Source organism: Arthrobacter sp. E1SS-5 (assembly GCF_057073715.1).
The window spans coordinates 2,002,783-2,020,280 of record NZ_CP172703.1 but is presented as its reverse complement, the minus strand read 5'-3'; the positions used below and the strand labels follow the sequence as shown (position 1 = coordinate 2,020,280).

General features: G+C 65.1%; 17 protein-coding genes. 13 read left to right on the top strand and 4 right to left on the bottom strand.

The features are described from left to right. The first annotated feature begins 8 nt into the window (after positions 1-8). Together ACIGJD_RS09355 and ACIGJD_RS09350 are read left to right on the top strand one after the other, a co-directional pair. Entirely contained in the window at positions 9-614 is a 606-nt protein-coding gene (locus tag ACIGJD_RS09355) for a TetR/AcrR family transcriptional regulator (protein WP_483689273.1), read from the top strand. Continuing rightward, a complete protein-coding gene (locus ACIGJD_RS09350; RefSeq protein WP_483689272.1) occupies positions 604-1,164 on the top strand; it encodes an NAD(P)H-dependent oxidoreductase in 561 nt (186 codons plus the stop codon). The genes ACIGJD_RS09355 and ACIGJD_RS09350 overlap by 11 nt, the downstream gene beginning before the upstream one ends. Positions 1,165-1,255: 91 nt before the next feature. Here ACIGJD_RS09350 and ACIGJD_RS09345 read toward each other — a convergent pair whose 3' ends face one another. Then, complete coding sequence (locus ACIGJD_RS09345; RefSeq protein WP_483689271.1) at positions 1,256-1,885, bottom strand: class I SAM-dependent methyltransferase; 630 nt, start codon at positions 1,883-1,885, stop codon at positions 1,256-1,258. A gap of 16 nt (positions 1,886-1,901) precedes the next feature. On the opposite strand from ACIGJD_RS09345, the gene ACIGJD_RS09340 reads away from it, so the two are divergent. Both ACIGJD_RS09340 and ACIGJD_RS09335 read left to right on the top strand, forming a co-directional pair. Then, on the top strand, positions 1,902-2,024 hold the full coding sequence (locus ACIGJD_RS09340; RefSeq protein WP_483689270.1) for a hypothetical protein: 123 nt from the start codon (positions 1,902-1,904) through the stop codon (positions 2,022-2,024). 9 nt (positions 2,025-2,033) lie between these two features. Next, entirely contained in the window at positions 2,034-2,522 is a 489-nt protein-coding gene (locus ACIGJD_RS09335) for an HAD family hydrolase (RefSeq protein ID WP_483689269.1), read from the top strand. Positions 2,523-2,567: 45 nt separating this feature from the next. Here the strand turns inward: ACIGJD_RS09335 and ACIGJD_RS09330 are convergent, their stop codons facing one another. Beyond that, positions 2,568-3,419 (bottom strand): phosphotransferase, encoded by an 852-nt coding sequence (locus ACIGJD_RS09330; protein WP_483689268.1) that lies wholly within the window; start codon positions 3,417-3,419, stop codon positions 2,568-2,570. Between the two features lie 184 nt (positions 3,420-3,603). On the opposite strand from ACIGJD_RS09330, the gene ACIGJD_RS09325 reads away from it, so the two are divergent. After that, entirely contained in the window at positions 3,604-4,680 is a 1,077-nt protein-coding gene (locus ACIGJD_RS09325) for a glucose 1-dehydrogenase (protein ID WP_483689267.1), read from the top strand. After that, on the top strand, positions 4,677-5,639 hold the full coding sequence (locus tag ACIGJD_RS09320) for an aldose 1-epimerase family protein (protein ID WP_483689266.1): 963 nt from the start codon (positions 4,677-4,679) through the stop codon (positions 5,637-5,639). Before ACIGJD_RS09325 ends, ACIGJD_RS09320 begins: the two co-directional genes overlap by 4 nt. A 104-nt stretch (positions 5,640-5,743) precedes the next feature. Here the strand turns inward: ACIGJD_RS09320 and ACIGJD_RS09315 are convergent, their stop codons facing one another. After that, positions 5,744-6,250 carry a MarR family winged helix-turn-helix transcriptional regulator gene (locus ACIGJD_RS09315; protein WP_483689265.1) on the bottom strand — a complete coding sequence of 169 codons (507 nt, stop codon included), beginning with the start codon at positions 6,248-6,250 and terminating at the stop codon, positions 5,744-5,746. Positions 6,251-6,340: 90 nt separating this feature from the next. On the opposite strand from ACIGJD_RS09315, the gene ACIGJD_RS09310 reads away from it, so the two are divergent. The 6 genes from ACIGJD_RS09310 to ACIGJD_RS09285 are packed head-to-tail and all read left to right on the top strand — an operon-like array spanning position 6,341 to position 13,845. Next, positions 6,341-6,808 carry a hypothetical protein gene (locus ACIGJD_RS09310; RefSeq protein WP_483689264.1) on the top strand — a complete coding sequence of 156 codons (468 nt, stop codon included), beginning with the start codon at positions 6,341-6,343 and terminating at the stop codon, positions 6,806-6,808. Continuing rightward, on the top strand, positions 6,805-7,446 hold the full coding sequence (locus tag ACIGJD_RS09305) for a gluconate 2-dehydrogenase subunit 3 family protein (protein ID WP_483689263.1): 642 nt from the start codon (positions 6,805-6,807) through the stop codon (positions 7,444-7,446). Before ACIGJD_RS09310 ends, ACIGJD_RS09305 begins: the two co-directional genes overlap by 4 nt. Next, positions 7,443-9,098, top strand: a complete 1,656-nt coding sequence (locus tag ACIGJD_RS09300) for a GMC family oxidoreductase (protein WP_483689262.1) — start codon at positions 7,443-7,445, stop codon at positions 9,096-9,098. Before ACIGJD_RS09305 ends, ACIGJD_RS09300 begins: the two co-directional genes overlap by 4 nt. Before the next feature lie 2 nt (positions 9,099-9,100). After that, positions 9,101-10,891, top strand: coding sequence for a thiamine pyrophosphate-requiring protein (locus ACIGJD_RS09295; RefSeq protein ID WP_483689137.1), 1,791 nt, complete (start codon positions 9,101-9,103; stop codon positions 10,889-10,891). 3 nt (positions 10,892-10,894) lie between these two features. Then, positions 10,895-12,001, top strand: coding sequence for an enolase C-terminal domain-like protein (locus ACIGJD_RS09290; protein WP_483689261.1), 1,107 nt, complete (start codon positions 10,895-10,897; stop codon positions 11,999-12,001). Between the two features lie 32 nt (positions 12,002-12,033). Then, entirely contained in the window at positions 12,034-13,845 is a 1,812-nt protein-coding gene (locus ACIGJD_RS09285) for a glycoside hydrolase family 15 protein (RefSeq protein ID WP_483689260.1), read from the top strand. Positions 13,846-13,959: 114 nt separating this feature from the next. Here the strand turns inward: ACIGJD_RS09285 and ACIGJD_RS09280 are convergent, their stop codons facing one another. Further along, complete coding sequence (locus ACIGJD_RS09280; RefSeq protein WP_483689259.1) at positions 13,960-15,309, bottom strand: MFS transporter; 1,350 nt, start codon at positions 15,307-15,309, stop codon at positions 13,960-13,962. A 668-nt stretch (positions 15,310-15,977) separates the two neighbouring features. On the opposite strand from ACIGJD_RS09280, the gene ACIGJD_RS09275 reads away from it, so the two are divergent. Continuing rightward, positions 15,978-17,489 carry a CAP domain-containing protein gene (locus tag ACIGJD_RS09275; RefSeq protein WP_483689258.1) on the top strand — a complete coding sequence of 504 codons (1,512 nt, stop codon included), beginning with the start codon at positions 15,978-15,980 and terminating at the stop codon, positions 17,487-17,489. Positions 17,490-17,498 lie beyond the last annotated feature (9 nt).

Genomic DNA, 17,498 nt, shown 5'->3' with positions numbered 1-17,498 from the left:
AGGAGGGCATGGTGACAAAGCGCCGCACCCGATCGGTGGACAGGATCCTGGAGGCAGCAGCGGGACTGTTTTATGAGTCCGGCATCCGAGGTGTGGGTGTGGACGAGGTGGTCGCCGCATCCGGGGTCTCCAAGTCGACCCTGTACACCCACTTCCGGACTAAGGATGACCTCGTGGCCGCTTATCTGGCCCGCACGGATGTCACCTGGCTTGAACAGTTGCAGTCCGCGGCCCAACAGGCAGCCCAGCCCCGGGACCGGCTCGTGGCACTTTTTGACGCGCTGTCCGCAGCGTTCGACCGGCACGGATTCTTCGGTTGCCCCTTCGTCAGTGCCGGCGTGGAGGCAGCCTTGGACTCGGCGGCCAGACAAGCCACGCTGCTCCATGTCAAGCGCCGCCACGAGTGGCTCCTCGAGCTAAGCCGGGAGGCGAACGCCGCCGACCCGGAACACCTTGCCGGCCATCTTGGCCTGCTGATCGACGGGGCCCTGGCCACCGGCAGGCTGACCCAGTCGCGCTCAGTAGTCGACGCAGCCAAGTCGTCGGCCCGGGCAGCAGTCCGGTCCCACACCCCGCCACCCACCCGCCAAAAGGAACACCACAATGACATATGAAAAAACCCAAACCCTGGTCCTTCTCGACCATCCTGATATCAGCCAATCGCGGGTGAATCGTGCCCTCGCTGCCGCCTTGGAAGGGGCGCCCGATGTTGCCGTGCGTGACTTGCGGCGCCTGTATCCGGATGGCCGGATCGACGTCGCGGCCGAAAGGGCATCGGTGGAAGCGGTGGAGAACATTGTTCTGCAATACCCAACGCACTGGTACTCCCCGCCTGCAATTCTCAAGACCTGGCTCGATGAGGTGCTTGTCCGCGGCTGGGCCTACGGCACAGGTGGCCCGGGGGCGCTTGCGGGCAAAACGCTAAGGGTTGCCACCAGCACAGGGGGCACCACGGAGGCATACTCTCCAGGCGGCTTCCATGGCTGGGACTACAGCGACATTCTCATTCCCCTGCAGGCGACAGCCCGCCGGCTGGGCATGCAGTGGCTCAGCCCGTTCATCCTGCATGGAGTTCGTGACCTGACGGACCAACAATTGCACGGCCTGGCGCAGGACTACAGGAGCTTGGTGGAGTCAGGGTCCGTTCCCGCGCCCGCATTATGAATTCGCGCCCCAGGGGCTTGGATGCCCGTGACTTCCAAGCCCGTGGCGTGGATCTCCAGCGGCACGTCCGCCCGGCAACGCCGCGTCGGCGTCAGCTCGTCTTCCCGCTCGGAGCGATCGCGGCTATGGCGGCGTGCGGCCGCCGGCCGGGGTCGTGCCGGCTTTCCACGTCCCGGACCTCGAAGCCGGCGTCCCGCAGCATTGCACCCATTCCGTCTACAGACCAGTAGTACGCCGTGGTAACCGCGTGGTCGAAGGGCTCGCCGGACTCGCCCTCGAAGAAGCCCACAAGCAGGCGCCCCCGTGGTTGCAGGACACGCCGAAGCTCCACGATGACAGAGGGCAGTTCTGTGGGTGCGAAATGAATAAGGGAATACCAGGCCAGGACGCCGGCATGGTGGCCGTCGGGCAGGTCGAGGGCACGAAGCGACGCCACCCGGAAGGGCACGTCCGGAAAGCGGCTGCGGGCACTCCGGATGAATTCGGGGACGAGATCAACACCGGCGGCGTCCAGTCCCTTCCCCAGCAGAAAACGGGTCCAGTGCCCGGGGCCGCAGCCGGCGTCGAGCACTGGTCCGTTAAGTCCAGTCCCTCCAAGTCCCGTGGCCCACCGTTCGATACGACGGCGGTCCAGCTCGTCCATGTCCTCTACGGAGCCAAACAGGCTCTCGTACTCTGCAGCCCGGGCACCGTAAGCATGGAGCACTTCTTCATCGCGCACGCAGCGAGTCTAGAAAATGTTGCTGCTGAAATGGGCGCAGACACTCATGGTCACCCTGGCGATGTCTGCGGGACGGCTGATGAAGGTGAGTGGCCCGGCTGCTGCGCCCCTGCCGCCGGTCATCAAGCTGTTCGGCTAGGGTTGGCGGGTGCGCATTCGGGCCATCCTCTTCGATCTGGACAACACCTTGTTCGACCATCACACGTCTGCCCGTGCAGGCTTGCAGGGCTTCCTACGGCACCTTAACCGAAAGCCCAGTCGGGAGCTGGCACGTTCCTGGTTTGAAATCGAGCAGCGCAACTACGCCCGGTTCCTGGCAAAGGAGATCTCATTCCAGGAACAGCGCCGCGAGCGGCTCCGCCAGTTCCTCCCTTTAATCGGGACGGTTCCTCCCGCAACCGACACGCAGCTAGACGGAATTTTCGCTACCTACCTGCGGAACTATGAGCAGGCATGGGTCGCGTTTCAGGATTCGGCACCAACGTTGCGGGCCCTGTGTGCCGTTGGTCTGCGGGCCGCCGTCGTCACCAACGGCAACCAGGATCAACAAGTATCGAAGATCAGGAAGATCAAGTGCACCTCGACAGGAAAGGTACTGGACGAAACGGCTCGCTTCGCAGCCTTGCCGACTTGTTGACGATGTTGAGCTGAAGCGCCAAAACCCGCCCGAAGCGGCGTCCGGTCAGTAGTGAGCGAGGGCATCCCGGAGCATCCGGTGGCCTTGTTCCTCAAACTCATGGTCACCGATCTGAAACGCCCAGGCTGCGGTGGAGACAGCTTCGCGGAGCATGGTTATGTTCCAAAGTCTGCTTTCTCGTGGGTCCGAACCGTAGCCCTCGAAAAAGGCATCCTCCAGCTCGGGGCCCGACCGCCACTGCTGTGCGGCCAAGCGGCAGAAATCGCTGATGGACGGCCTGAACCCGAACCGGCCAAAGTCGATGATCCTGAGCTCGGTTCCGCTCATCAGCCAGTTGCGTGGTTGCCAGTCCCCGTGGGTTGGGACGGCCGTGACCGGCTCGGGCCGGTAGGCAGCTAGGATGCTTCGCGCTCTTTCTGCGGCAGTTTCTTCGATGTGGTGGGGCTTGTCCAACCACGCCATCGCCTTGGTGGTGGCTGCCTCCTCGTACTGCGGGTCGACATGTACCGCTTGAGCGTGGAACCCACGGAGGAGCTGGCCAGCCTGCAGGTAGGTGTCTAGGGCATATTCGGCCGCGCCTCCTTCCACCAGGGAACCGTCCAGGTACTCCGTCACCAACAGGTTCAGCATTCGGTTTGCCTTCACCAGGCTGGGCGCCCTGTTCTTGGAAGCCAAGGTGGCGGCGAAGGAGCCGTGTGCGTCTATTTCACGCCCGATGTGGTGGTTGGCGGGTCCGGCAGCCTTGACCACATACCTGCGCCCACGGTGCTCCACTTCCAGGACGACGGTGTCCACAACATTCCACGAAAGGTCACGCAGCAGACGAACGCCTGGAAAGAGGGTTTCTACAAAGCCGCCCTGTTCGGCACTGAGCCGGTTCCGGTGCCACGATGCCATCCCAGGAGACTACAGCGTCCGGGCCTTTTGTCTCCGGGTACACCCACGCATTGTCCTCACAGGACAACCAGGCGGACAGGATGGGGCAAGCGTGACTACTGGTTGTCCCCACCCACACATACCGTTGCGCTGGCGCAAATAACGCGGGACACTGGCCAGGGGGTATCCGTGGCTAAAGGGAGGCATGATGCGCGCGTTGGCCGTTACACCTGGAGAAAAGGACTCACTGCACCTCCGGGAGGTTCCAGACCCCCGGACCGGCGAGGGCCAGGTACTGGTGGAGGCATTGGCCGTGGGCCTGTGCGGAACCGACAGTGAGATCATCGCCGCAGACTACGGGGAAGCGCCCCCGGGGCAGGATTATCTGGTGCTGGGCCACGAAAACCTTGGCCGGGTCCTCGAAGCTCCCCCGGACTCCGGCTTGGCCAAAGGCGACCTGGTGGTGGGAATTGTCCGCCGGCCGGACCCCGAGCCATGCAAGGCGTGCGCCGCCGGGGAATGGGACATGTGCCTCAATGGCAAGTACACCGAGCACGGGATCAAGGGCCTGGACGGTTTCGCCCGGGAGCGCTGGCGGGCAGACTCCGACGCGGTGGTGAAACTGGACTCCAGCCTGCAGGATGTGGGCGTCCTGCTGGAACCCACCACGATCGTGGCCAAGGCCTGGGAGCAGATCAACCGGATCGGGCAGCGGGCATTTTTCGACCCCCACACCGCCGTCGTGACCGGCGCCGGCCCCGTTGGGCTGCTTGCAGCGCTGCTGGGAGTCCAGCAAGGCCTGGACGTACACGTCTTTGACATCGTCACCGACGGCCCCAAGCCGCAGCTTGTTCGCGACCTGGGGGCCACTTACCACGGCGAACCCCTGCCGGATTCCGGCATCAAACCCAACATCCTGGTTGAGTGCACCGGCGTCACCCCCGTGGTCCTGGACGCACTTAGATGCCGGGCGCAGGACGCCATCACCTGCCTGACAGGCGTTTCCGGAACAGGCAAACAGACCGGGGTGGACGTGGGCGCGCTCAACCGTGAGGAAGTGTTGATGAACGGCGTGGTTTTTGGCAGCGTCAACGCGAACCGCCGCCATTACGACGCCGGCGCCGAGGCCCTGGCGAAGGCAGACCCTGACTGGCTGCGCCGCCTCATCAGCCGCCGGGTGATATTGGAAAACTTCGCGGACGCCTTCAAACACCAGCCCGACGACGTCAAGGTGGTCCTGGACCTCGCGGCAGGAGCCGGCGAAGGGAACGAACAGTCATGAACCATCAGGACGGCCCTCAGGGAGCGGACAGCGGGCACCAGTTTCCATCAGGCCAGCAATACGTCATTGCCTTCGATCGCCAGAGCGCCACCCTGACCGAAGTCGGCGCTGCGTTGCGCGTATACCGCCAGGACGGCCGGGACCTGCTGGACGGGTACGGGCAGGAGGACATGTGCACGGGAGCGCGTGGACAGTCGCTGATCCCCTGGCCCAACCGGATCAAGGGTGGCGGCTACAACTGGGAAGGCAGGCACCTCCAGCTGGACCTGAGCGAACCGGACAAGGGAGGCGCAATCCACGGGCTGACGCGATGGCGGAACTGGACCGTCCAGGACCACACTGCCGACTCGATTTCCTTCTCCTATACGCTGCACGCCTGCCAAGGCTGGCCCTGGGTGCTCCACTGCCGCCTGGATTATCAGCTCGGCCAGGACGGCTTGACCGTCCGCACCACGGCGGAAAACCGCAGCCCCGGGCCATGCCCCTTCGGCACCGGGGCCCATCCATACCTCAGCACCGGCGTGGGCCGCCCCGGCGCCATTAACGCCGCCCTGCTCCAAGTACCCGGGCGTACCTTCCTGCCCGTGGATGAGCGCGGCATCCCCACCGGACATGAACGCGTGGACGGCACCGGGTACGACCTCAAGGAGACCCAGCAACTGGGAGGGCGGCACATCGATGTTGCCTACACCGACTTGGTCCGCGATGGGGACGGCCGGGCGCGGGTGAAGCTCCTGCGTCCGGACCAGTCCGGAGGAGTTGAGCTGTGGGTGGACGAGACCTATCCGTACCTGGAAATCTTCACCGGCGACACCCTCCCCCAGCCGGACCGCCGGCGCAGCGGACTGGGCGTCGAACCCATGACGTGCGCACCTGACGCCTTCAACTCCGGCGAGGGCCTTATCACCCTTGAGCCCGGGCAATCCCATACCGGCCAGTGGGGCATCAGACCGCTCTAGGAAAAGACCGCAAGGTAAAGCCACACGAGCGCATCGTCAACCATTGCGAAAGCGCAAGTATCGGAGTTCAATGAAAACATGGCTTCTGCTGCAAAAGAATCCGGTCACTTCACGTGCCGGGCTCCCAATGTAAAGCGGCCGTCGGAGGTGCCCTCGCCCCCGGCGGCGGCCGCAAAAGCTTCCAGCGCAGCAGCAAGCGCCGGACGGCGACCCGACGGCATCCTCGAAATGACCTCTCCAATCGCCTGCCGCCGGTGGTCCAGCACGGAACCCACCAGCGCAAATCCTTTCGCCGTCAGCTCGAGCCGGACGTACCGCCTGTCCGCCGGGTCCTCCCGCCGCTCCAGTAAGCCGGCAGCCACCAATCGGTCGCAGATGCGTGTGGCGTTGGAGGCATGCACACCCAGTTCGGCTGCGACACCGCCGAGATTTTGCGGCCCGCGGGTGTGGATCAGGACCAGGACCCGCAGCTGGGGGGTATTCACCACATCCTCCACCTCGGCAACAGATCGGGCCACCACCCGTAAGAGAGTATCGGCCGCACGCATCACCGCTTCAACTTCCCGACTCGAAGGTTCCTGGACTGATTCAGGTCCATCAGCTGCATCCATGGGCACCAGTTTCCTCTGATAGTTGCTTTCCCGCAAAGTTTGAAGGTTCCACAGGGCCGGTAGGGACATCCAGTCCAGGTTAGGAGAATCGTGAGAACACAACACGCAGAAGATCCTGTAGCGGCAACGGTCCATGGGATTGACCGGCTCATCAGGAATGTCCAGACGGGCCGGTTTGAGCGGTCCCTTTCAGCGCTGACGGCGGCGGGGGCCTTGGTCACCGCCGCGGAGATCTTCCTTGAGCATGACAAGGCGAGTTTCGGCAACAAGTGGATGTGGGCTCCCGTTGCCCTTGGCCCTTTGGGGGCGGCCGCGGGGGTGGCAGGGGTCTTCAGCCGGCGCATGGCCAAGACGGCGCTGCCGCTGGCCAGCGCAGCCATCGTCGCCAACGGGCTGCAGGGCACGTGGCTGCATCTGCAGGGCATCCGGCAAAAACCGGGAGGCCTGTCCAACCTGCGTTACAACCTGGAGATGGGCCCGCCACTGTTCGCACCTCTGCTGGTCACCATGGTGGGCGGCATGGGCCTGCTGGCCTCGGTCCTGAGGAGGGAACCGTGACAGGGCTCCCCCTGCAGAGGGACGACGGCGGCGGGCGCTACCCGGGCTTCAGCGCCCTCGCCCAGGCGCGGCACTGGGACCCGGTGACGGCCGCCGTCGTACAGTCCAGGATGGCACTGCCTCCCGACGTGCGCTTCTTCACCCCCGCGGAGGAAGCCGCAGCGGGCGCCCTTTTTGATCAGCTGCTGGACCAGCACGCGGAACCGCGGGTGCCGGTGGTGAACATGGTGGACGCGCGCCTGGCCGAGGAGGAAACCGACGGCTGGCACTACGACAACATGCCCCGGGACGGCGAGGCCTGGCGGGCCTCCCTGGCCGCACTCGACCAGGAGGCCCGGTCCCGGATGGACTGCACCTTCGCCCTGCTCAGTCTGGACGGTCAAGCGAAGCTGCTGCAGGACATCTGCGACCTGGACCGCGATCTCTGGCACGGGTTGCCGGCGGACCGTGTCTGGAGCCTGTGGACGCGGTATGCCTGCACCGCTTTCTACTCCCATCCCCTGGCCTGGGATGAGATCGGCTTCGCCGGCCCGGCCTACCCCCGTGGCTACAAGAACCTGGGCGTGGACCGGCTGGAACCGTTCGAGGTGCGCGATGTCCGGCCTGAAGCGGATCCCACGCATGGGGCTGACACATGAGCAGCCTGCGGGAACGCAACGAATCCGCCTGGCTGCTGCCAAAGGGCCCCGGCAGCAACCTGGGGCTGAGGGAAAACATGCGCCGGTACGGCGACGACGACGAGGTGGACATCGTCATTGTGGGCTGCGGCGCCGGTGGCGCTACGTTGCTCCAGCGTCTCGCGCGGGCCGGCTGGCGGGCCGTGGGCCTGGACGCGGGGCCGTTCTGGGAGCCCGAGCAGGACTGGGTCAGCGATGAGGCCGGCTCGCACCACCTGTACTGGACCGAACCGCGGGTGATCGCCGGAACAGACCCGGTGCCTCTGGGCTCCAATAATTCCGGCCGGGGCGTGGGCGGTTCGATGGTCCATTTCGCCGGCTACACCCCGCGTTTCCATCCCAGCGATTTCCACACGCTTAGCGCGGACGGAGTGGGGGCGGACTGGCCGCTGGAGTACGGCGAACTCCGGCCCTTTTATGAGGACATCGAGGCAGAGCTTCCCGTTTCCGGCGAACACTGGCCGTGGGGTGATCCCCACACCTACCCCCACCGGCCGCACCCGGTCTCCGGCAACGGGGAGCTCTTCCTGAGGGGCGCCAACGCTTGCGGAGTTACGGCAAAGGTGGGGCCGGTGGCCATTGCCAATGGCCGGTTCGGCAACCGTCCGCACTGCATCTACCGCGGCTTTTGCCTGCAGGGCTGCAAAGTCAACGCCAAGGCCTCACCGCTGATCACCCACGTCCCCGACGCCCTGGCGCACGGCGCCGAGATCCGGCCCGACTCCATGGCCACCAGAATCTGCCTGGACGAACGCACCGGCCTGGCATCCGGCGTCGAATACGTCCAGGGCGGCATTCAAAGGTTCCAGCGCGCCCGCCTGGTGGCCGTGGCAGGCTATTCGATCGAAACGCCCCGCCTGCTGCTGAACTCCACATCACCGCGCTTCCCGGACGGGATGTGCAACGACTTCGACCAGGTGGGCCGTTACCTGATGGTGCAGGGCGCACCCCAGACGGCCGGGCGGTTCCAGGCCGAAGTGCGGATGTGGAAGGCCCCTCCCCCGGAAGTCAGCACCGAGGACTTCTACGAAACAGACCCGTCAAAGCCCTACAAACGCGGCTTCTCCATCCAGTGTGTCTCCCCGCTCCCCATCACGTGGGCGGAGCATGTTGCAGCGCAGGGGCACTGGGGCGCGGCGCTCCGCCGGTACATGAGCGACTACCCGCATTGGGCCTGCCTGGGCGCGCTCTGCGAGTTCCTCCCGCTGGAAGGGAACCGTGTGACGCTGGCGGACGAAACGGACCGCCACGGCATCCCCGTGGCCCGCTTCAGCTACAGCCAGTGTGACAACGACCGGCAGCTGATGTCCGCAGCGCAGCAGGTCATGGAGCGGATCCTGACCGCGGCCGGAGCGGAGGAAGTCATCACCATCAACCGCTACGCGCACCTGGTGGGCGGCGCGCGGATGGCCGCCAGCGAGCAGGAAGGCGTGGTGGACCGGAACCTGCGCAGTTTCGCAGTACCCAACCTGCTGGTCACCGACGGCAGTGTCCTGCCCACCCAGGGCAGCGCGAACCCGGCCCTGACCATCATGGCGCTGGCGGCCCGCGCGGCCGGCGTCCTGGTCCAAGACGCCCGCAGGGGCGTTCCGATGAGCACGAAGGAAGACTGATCATGGCAACTACAGTGGCTGACTACCTGCTCTCCCGCCTGGGCGAGTGGGGCGTGGACAAGGTCTTCGGTTTCCCCGGAGACGGCATCAACGGCATCCTGGCCGCCTTCGGCAAGGCGGGCAACCAGCCGAAATTCATCCAGGCCCGGCACGAGGAGATGGCCGCGTTCGAAGCTGTGGGCTACGCCAAGTTCAGTGACCGCGCCGCCATCTGCATGGCCACCTCCGGTCCCGGCGCCATCCACCTCCTCAACGGGCTGTACGACGCCAAGCTGGACCATGTTCCAGTAGTGGCCATCGTGGGACAGACCGCACGCAGCGCCATGGGCGGGTCCTACCAGCAGGAGGTGGACCTGCTGACCCTGTTCAAGGACGTCGCCTCGGACTACGTCCAAATGGTCACCGTTCCGCAGCAACTGCCCAACGTCATCGACCGTGCCATCCGGATTGCAGAGGCGCAGCAGGCACCCACGGCCGTGATCATCCCAGCGGACGTCCAGGAACTCGAATACGCCGCCCCCACGCACGAATTCAAGATGGTGCCTTCCAGCGTCGGAATCCGCTGGCCGGACATCCAGCCGGACAGTGAGTCGATCAGGGGCGCCGCGCAACTCCTGAATGAGGGCTCCAAGGTAGCCATCCTGATCGGACAGGGTGCCCGCGGAGCGGCCGCCGAGGTCCGTGAAGTCGCCGAACTCCTGGGTGCCGGCGTGGCCAAGGCCCTGCTGGGCAAGGACTCGCTGCCCGACGACCTGCCCTTCGTCACGGGATCGATCGGCCTGCTGGGCACCCGCCCCAGCTACGAGATGATGCGCGACTGCGACACCCTGCTCACGGTCGGCTCCAGCTTCCCCTACACCCAGTTCCTGCCGGAGCCCGGCCAGGCCCGAGGCGTGCAAATCGACGTGGACCCGAAAATGATTGGGCTGAGGTACACCAACGAATTCAACATCGTGGCCGACGCCGGCACCGCCCTGCGTGCCCTCATCCCGCACCTTGAGCGCAAGCAGGACCGGTCCTGGCAGGAAGGCCTGGAGTCATCCATCAGCCGCTGGTGGGAAACCATGCATGATGAGGCCATGGTCAGCGCCGATCCGGTCAACCCCATGCTGCTGTTCGCGGAGCTCTCCACCCGGCTGCCGGCCAATGCCATGCTCAGCGCCGACTCCGGGTCGTCAGCCAACTGGTACGCCCGGCAGCTGAAGTTCCGGGGAGAGGTCCGCGGCTCACTGTCAGGCAACCTGGCCACCATGGGCCCCGGTGTTCCATACGCCATCGGCGCCAAATTCGCCCACCCCGGCCGCCCGGCCATCGCCTTCGCCGGTGACGGTGCCATGCAAATGAACGGACTCGCCGAGCTGATCACCATCAAGCACTACTGGCACGAATGGGACGACCCCCGCCTGGTGGTGGCCGTCCTGCACAACAACGACCTCAACCAGGTCACCTGGGAAATGCGGGCCATGGGCGGAGTGCCCGCCTTCCGCGAATCCCAGGCACTCCCGGACGTGGACTACGCCGGGTTCGCCGAAAGCCTGGGACTGCAGGGCATCCACGTGGACAATCCCGACGACGTCGGCCCGGCCTGGGAGAAGGCCCTCGCCGCTGACAGGCCCACGCTTTTGGACGTCCGCACCGACCCCGATATTCCGCCCATTCCACCGCACGCCACCCTGGAACAGGCACGGAAGACAGCCGAAGCCATGGTCAAGGGCGATGACAGCGCCTGGGGCGTGGTGAAGGAAGGCGTCAAGACCAAGATCCAGGAATTCCTGCCGCACAAGGAGGGCTGACCCGTGCCCCCAGCCGAGGCCCCCGTCACCTCCGTCCAGGCGGCGGCCTACAGGGTGCCCACTGACGCGCCCGAAGCGGACGGCACCTTCAGCTGGGACTCCACCACCATGGTGCTGGTCCAGGCCGCGGCGGGCGGGACCACGGGCATGGGATGGACGTACGCGCCGGCCGCCACAGCGGGCCTGGTGGAAGGGCTGCTCAGTCCCGCTGTCCACGGCATTGACGCCCTGGACGTGCCGGCCGCTGCGGCGGCAATGGCCCGGGCGGTGCGCAACCCCGGCAGCACCGGACTGGCGTCCTACGCCGTGTCCGCCGTCGACTGCGCCCTCTGGGACCTCAAGGCCCGCCTCCTGGACCTGCCGCTGCACAAACTCCTCGGCGCGGTCAGGAACGATGTGGCGGTCTACGGCAGCGGGGGGTTCACCACCTATTCGGAAGATCAGCTTCGGAGCCAACTGGAGGGCTGGGCCCAGGGACAGCACATTCCACGGGTGAAGATTAAGATCGGCCAGGACAATGGAACCAACGTACCCCGGGACCTGGAGCGCATCCGCCAGGCGCGTGCCGCCGTCGGCCCTGGCGTGGAACTGTTTGTCGACGCCAATGGCGCCTACACCGCCAAGCAGGCGATCCGCGTCATGCGTGCTATTGCTGCTGAGAACGTAACGTGGTTCGAGGAGCCCGTCTCCAGTGACCATCTTGCCGGGCTCCGGGTGGTGCGGGATGCCGTCGACGCTGACGTGGCGGCCGGCGAATACGGGACCGGCCTCCCCTACTTCCAGCGCCTGTGCGCCGCCGACGCCATCGACTGCCTCCAAGCGGACGTCAGCCGGTGCGGCGGGATCACCGAATGGCTCCGTATCGCGGCCGTCGCCGCAGCCCACGGCCTGGAAATCTCCGGCCACTGCGCACCCCACCTGAGCACCGCCGTCGCCGCCGCCACCCCCAACTTCCGCCACCTCGAATGGTTCCACGACCACGTCCGCATCGAAAACCTCTTCTTTGACGGAACCCTCGACCCCGACGGCGGGTCCCTGCAGCTTGGCGACAGACCCGGCAGCGGGCTGACGCTGCGCACCGTTGAAGCTGACGAATACCGGGTCCGCTGAGGCCAAAAAGGTAAAAAGCAGAAAGGCCAGCCATGTCTGATATCAGCGATTACGCGCTCCTGGGGGACCTGCACACGGCTGCTTTGATCAACAACAGCGGGTCTATCGACTGGATGTGCCTGCCGAACTTTGACTCCCCGGCCTGCTTCGCCGCCTTGCTGGACACCCCCGCGGCCGGGCGCTGGCTGCTTGCACCTGCGGGGGCAGGAAAGTGCACACGCAGGCGGTATCGCCCCGGCACGCTCGTCCTCGAAACCGAGTGGGAAACGTCCGATGGAAGCGTCAGGATCACAGACTTCATGCCTATCCGTGACGACGGCGCCGACGTAGTCCGTATTGTCGAAGGCCTTCGCGGCAGCGTGCAGATGTACGGGGAACTTTGCCTGCGCTTCGATTACGGCCATATCGTGCCGTGGGTGAGGCGCAGCAATCAACGCCTGACCGCCATCGCAGGCCCGGACGCCGCCTACCTCACTACCCCAGCCCCGCTCAAGGGCCAGGACATGCGCACCATCAGTGATTTCACGGTGCGGGTCGGTGAAAAGGTGCCCTTCGTACTCCGGTGGGTTCCCAGCAGCAAGCCGGCACCGCTGGACACCGATGCGGATAAGGCGCTGGAAACAACGGAGAACTTCTGGCGGAACTGGATCGGCCGCAGCAGGATGGAAGGAAAGTACAAGGATGCGGTTGAACGTTCGTTGATCACCCTCAAGGGGCTCATCTACTCCCCGACGGGTGGCATCGTCGCAGCCCCCACCACTTCCCTGCCGGAAGACCCGGGCGGATCCAGGAACTGGGATTACCGGTTCTGCTGGCTTCGTGATGCCACCTTGACCCTGCAGTCACTGCTTGCCGGCGGCTACACCGACGAGGCGGCGGCGTGGCGGGAATGGCTGCTGCGCGCCGTCGCCGGCGACCCCGCCGATCTACAGATCATGTACGGCATCGACGGCACCCGCCGCCTCCCGGAAACGGAACTGCCGTGGCTTGCAGGGTTCGAAGGTTCCAAACCGGTCAGGATTGGAAACGCCGCCGCTCCCCAACTGCAGCTCGATGTATGGGGTGAGGTCCTGGACGGGCTCTCCCTGACCCGCGCGGCCTTTCCGGACACTGCCGATGATTCCTGGGACATCCAGGTGGCCCTCATGGAATACCTCGAAGGAAACTGGGACAAACCCGACAACGGGCTCTGGGAAATGCGGGGTCCCCGCCGCCACAACACGCATTCGAAAGTCATGTGCTGGGTGGCGGCGGACCGCATGGTCAAGGGCATCCGCCACTCCGGGCTGCCAGGCCCGGAAGGGCGCTGGTCGGCGCTGCGCGACACCATCCATAAGGACGTCATGACCAACGGCTTCGACAGCGAGCGCAATACCTTTGTCCAGTCCTATGGAAGCAAGGAGTTGGACGCGAGCCTCCTTTTGATCCCCCGCGTGGGCTTCCTGCCCCACGACCATCCCCGGGTGGTCGGCACCGTGGAAGCTATCCAGCACCACCTCACCGAAGACGGCTTTGTCCTCCGCTACCGCCCACAGGCGAGCAACGATGGCCTGCCCGGGACGGAAGGGGTGTTCCTCGCCTGCTCGTTCTGGCTGGTCGACGCCCTGCTCGGGATCAACCGGCGCCGCGAGGCCGAGGAACTCTTTGAGCGCCTCCTCAGCCTCCGCAACGACGTTGGCCTGCTCAGCGAAGAATGGGACCCCAAGAACCACCGGCAACTAGGCAACACGCCCCAGGCCTTCAGCCACTTCCCCCTCATCCACTGCGCCCTGCAACTGCAGCACGGGCGCTCACGGCACAGCAATACTCCCCTGCACAGCCCGGAAGACCATCACCAGGATTAGGCGGGGAAGTGGACGCTTTCGGGGAGCAGGCAGAGTGATCGCCTCATAAGCAGTGGGGCATCATCGGGGCCGGGCTGCAAGGCAGGCCGGCCCAACGATGTACCTCGTGCAACTTCAGAGGGTATTCCTCCTGCGTGATTCTGCCTTGGCCTTTTCGGGTTGTCCCTCCCGGGACCGGCCGGCGGCCACCGGCCGGTCACCGCCGCGGCGCAGTGTCAGCATCACCAGGCCCGCTGCCAGCAGGCAACACGCCAGGAAGATGGAGGTGGCCAGGAAGCTGCCATGCGTCACATCCTGCAGGAAACCACCCACGTAGGGTCCGACGAATCCACCGAGGTTGCCTACCGCATTGATCAATCCCATGGCGGCACCGGCAACGGCCACCGGCATCGCACGGGATGCCGAAGCCCAGAAGGGACCGTCATAGGCCAGCGCACCTGCGACGGCGATGCTGATGAGGGTGACGGCAAGGATCGGCATGTTGTCGCCGGTCGCGACTGAAACCACCAACGCGACAGCTCCCACTGCCATGGACAGCAGCACGTGCGTGGAGTAGCGGCCCGAACGGTCGGCTGCTTTGGCGTTGTACCAGAGGCCGAACATTGCCAACACGTATGGAATCGCCGTAATCAGGCCCACTTCGAGGGAGGACCCGGAAGTAATCGTCTTGATGACATGGGGAAGCCAGATGTTGATGCCATAGAAGCCGATCTGGATGAGGAAATACACCAGGGTCAGTCGCCACACGACCGAGTTTGAGACAACCTGCCGCAGGCCGAGCTTCTCCTGCTGTGGATGGGCCGCTGCGTCAGCAGCGAGTCCCTTCTCGATGTATTCACGCTCCTGGACCGAGCACCACTTTGCTTCGCGCGGGTAGTCCGCGATGAGGGCCCACCACAGGGGGGCCGCAATGATGAACGGGAAAATGCCCTCGATGATGAACAGCCAACGCCAGTCCGAGAAAGAGAGGATCCACCCGGAGAGGGGCGCCGTAATGATGGACGCGATCGCGATGTTCATCATCCAGAACGCATAAGCCCGTGCCCGTTCAGCGGCGGGGAACCAGTGGCTGATCAGTACAAGGATCGCGGGCCAGATCCCGGCCTCGGCCACGCCAAGGAAAAAGCGCACCACTAGCAGTTGGGTGAAATTCTGGATGAACCCGGAAAGGACAGCCAGCACGCCCCAGATGAGCACCATGATGCCCACGAACTTCTTCGCACTCCAATGTTCGGCAAGATGCCCGCCTGGTATCTGCAGGACGAGGTAGCCGATGAAGAAGATGCCTGCGGCCAGGCCCTGCTGGGCGGCGTCAATGCCCAGGTCCTGATGGAGCCCGTTCAGGGCGAACCCGATGTTGGTCCGGTCCATGAACGAAATGATGTAGACGATGATGGCGACGGGGATCAACCGCTTCCATCGGGTATTACCAACTGCCGCTGCTGCCGTTACGTTCCGTGCCATAGGAAATGCTCCTTCGCGATATGGCTCATCAGACCGCGCCCCAGTACGCCTGTAGCTCTCCCGTGGAGCCGGCGTCGTCGGGCAATACCCCCTGCCGTGCACTGGCGTTCTCCCCCGGGGAACTTATGTTTTTATTTTTTCGCAACTATTGCATATTCGCAAGAACTTCCGCGGGGCGCATATTGCGGAGGTGGGCACTGAAGACAGGAAGCGGACGACGGCGGGTGGGCGCCCGCCGACGTCCGCTCCTTTTTGGGATTGCAGCGACGAAGTTTCCAGCCCGCGGGTGTTGGCCCAAGCCGCTGCACTGACGGCGGCACCCTCACACTGAAGTAGGTTGGGCTGCATGAAAAAGCTTCTGTGGGTGGCACTTTCGGTGATCGCGGTCATGTGCATCGCGGCTGTCCTGTTGCTGCTGTTCGGCGGTCTCCGGTGATGGCTGAGCCCGCCGCTGCCACCGGATGGAACCACTCCCTTAGGGCACCGTCCTGGGGGTCGAATAGAGTTTCGCTGATCTGAGCGCCTGAACGGACCCACGGCAACTGGGCTTCCGCAGTGTTTGCCAAGACTTTCCGCAGCATCACCACAAATCGGCGTTTCCCGCGATAGGGCCGGGGCAGACTTGTTCCGTCTCCCGGTATTACCCCCCGGCCCCAATCAAGGTATCCATGAAATTCTCTTCTTCACGCATGTCCGCGCTGACCCTCGGACTGCTGCTCACCGTGCCCTGCGGCCTCACTGCCGCCACCGCTTCCATCGCTGCGCCGGCCCCCGCCGTGGTCCCGGCAACAACCATTTCCGACTCGTTCACCAAGCAGACTTTCGACCTCATCAACGCCGAACGCGTGAAGGTCGGTTCGCGGCCCTTCGTCTGGAACCAGAAGATCGCCGACGTCTCCCAGGACTGGGCCAAGCAGCTGGGCGTCGCCACGATGGACCCCAACTTCGACTTCGCCACCATCCACCGCACGGACGCCGGCGGAAACGAGATCCCGGCCGGCGCCACCTGGTACCGCGAAAACATCGGGTTCAACTTCAGCCCTGCCCAACTCGTCGACTGGTGGATGAATTCCCCTGGCCACAAGGCCGCTATGCTCGATCCGCGCGGCACGGACGCCGGCATCGGCTACGTCGTCCCCACCAGCGGACCCTACGCCGGCTGGCACCTGATGGTCTCCAACATGGCGGCCTACCCCACCACAACGGCGCCCACGGCACCGTCACCTACCCCGACAACGCAGACCCCACTGGCGGTCAAAGCCGCAGCCATCAACGGTGCCCTGGGCCTGCCGGTGTCCCCCGAGGTCTATGGCCTCAAGGACGGTGGCTCGTACCGCAACTACCAGTACGGCGCCCTGATCTACTCCCCGGCCACCGGAGCCCATGTTTCGACAGGCGCCATCCGGAACCTGTGGGCCAGCTACGGATTCGAAAACGGCGTCCTGGGATATCCGGTCACAGACGAAGTCGGCGGCATCAGGGACGGCGGCGTCTACCAGAACTACCAGGGCGGAGCCGTCCTGTGGTCCCCCGCCACGGGGGCCCACATCTCCACCGGTGCCATCCGAAACGCCTGGGCCGCGACCGGTTTTGAAGCCGGCGCGCTCGGCTACCCCACTTCCGAGATCTACGCGGTCTACGGCGGGAGCGCCCAGAACTACCAGAACGGCGTGATCACCTACAGCGCCGCCACCGGTGCACGGGTTATCGCTGGTGAGATGCTGGCCCGGTACCGGGAAAACAGCTCCTACCTTGGCGTGGCAACCAGCGCCAAGACCGCCATCAGGGACGGCGGCTACTACCAGAACTTCCAGCGTGGCGCCCTGCTGTACTCCCCCGTCACCGGTACACAGATTTCAGTCGGCGGAGTCCGCACCATCTGGGCGGCCACCGGCTTTGAGAACGGCGTCCTCGGGTACCCGTCATCAGGCGAGATCCCCGCCAACGGCGGCGTCTACCAGACCTACCAGGGCGGCTTCATCACCTGGCTGCCCAACTCAGGCGGCTACTTCGTCTTCGGCGGCATCAGCAGCCTGTACCGGGGCGCCGGCGGGCCAACCGGGCCGCTTGGTTTTCCGACCAGCGGCGAATACCCGACAGGGCCCAATGGCAACGTGGCACAGAATTTCCAGAACGGCGTCATCCGCTGGGGTCCCGCCGGCACCGGCATCACCTACTAGGAACCTGCC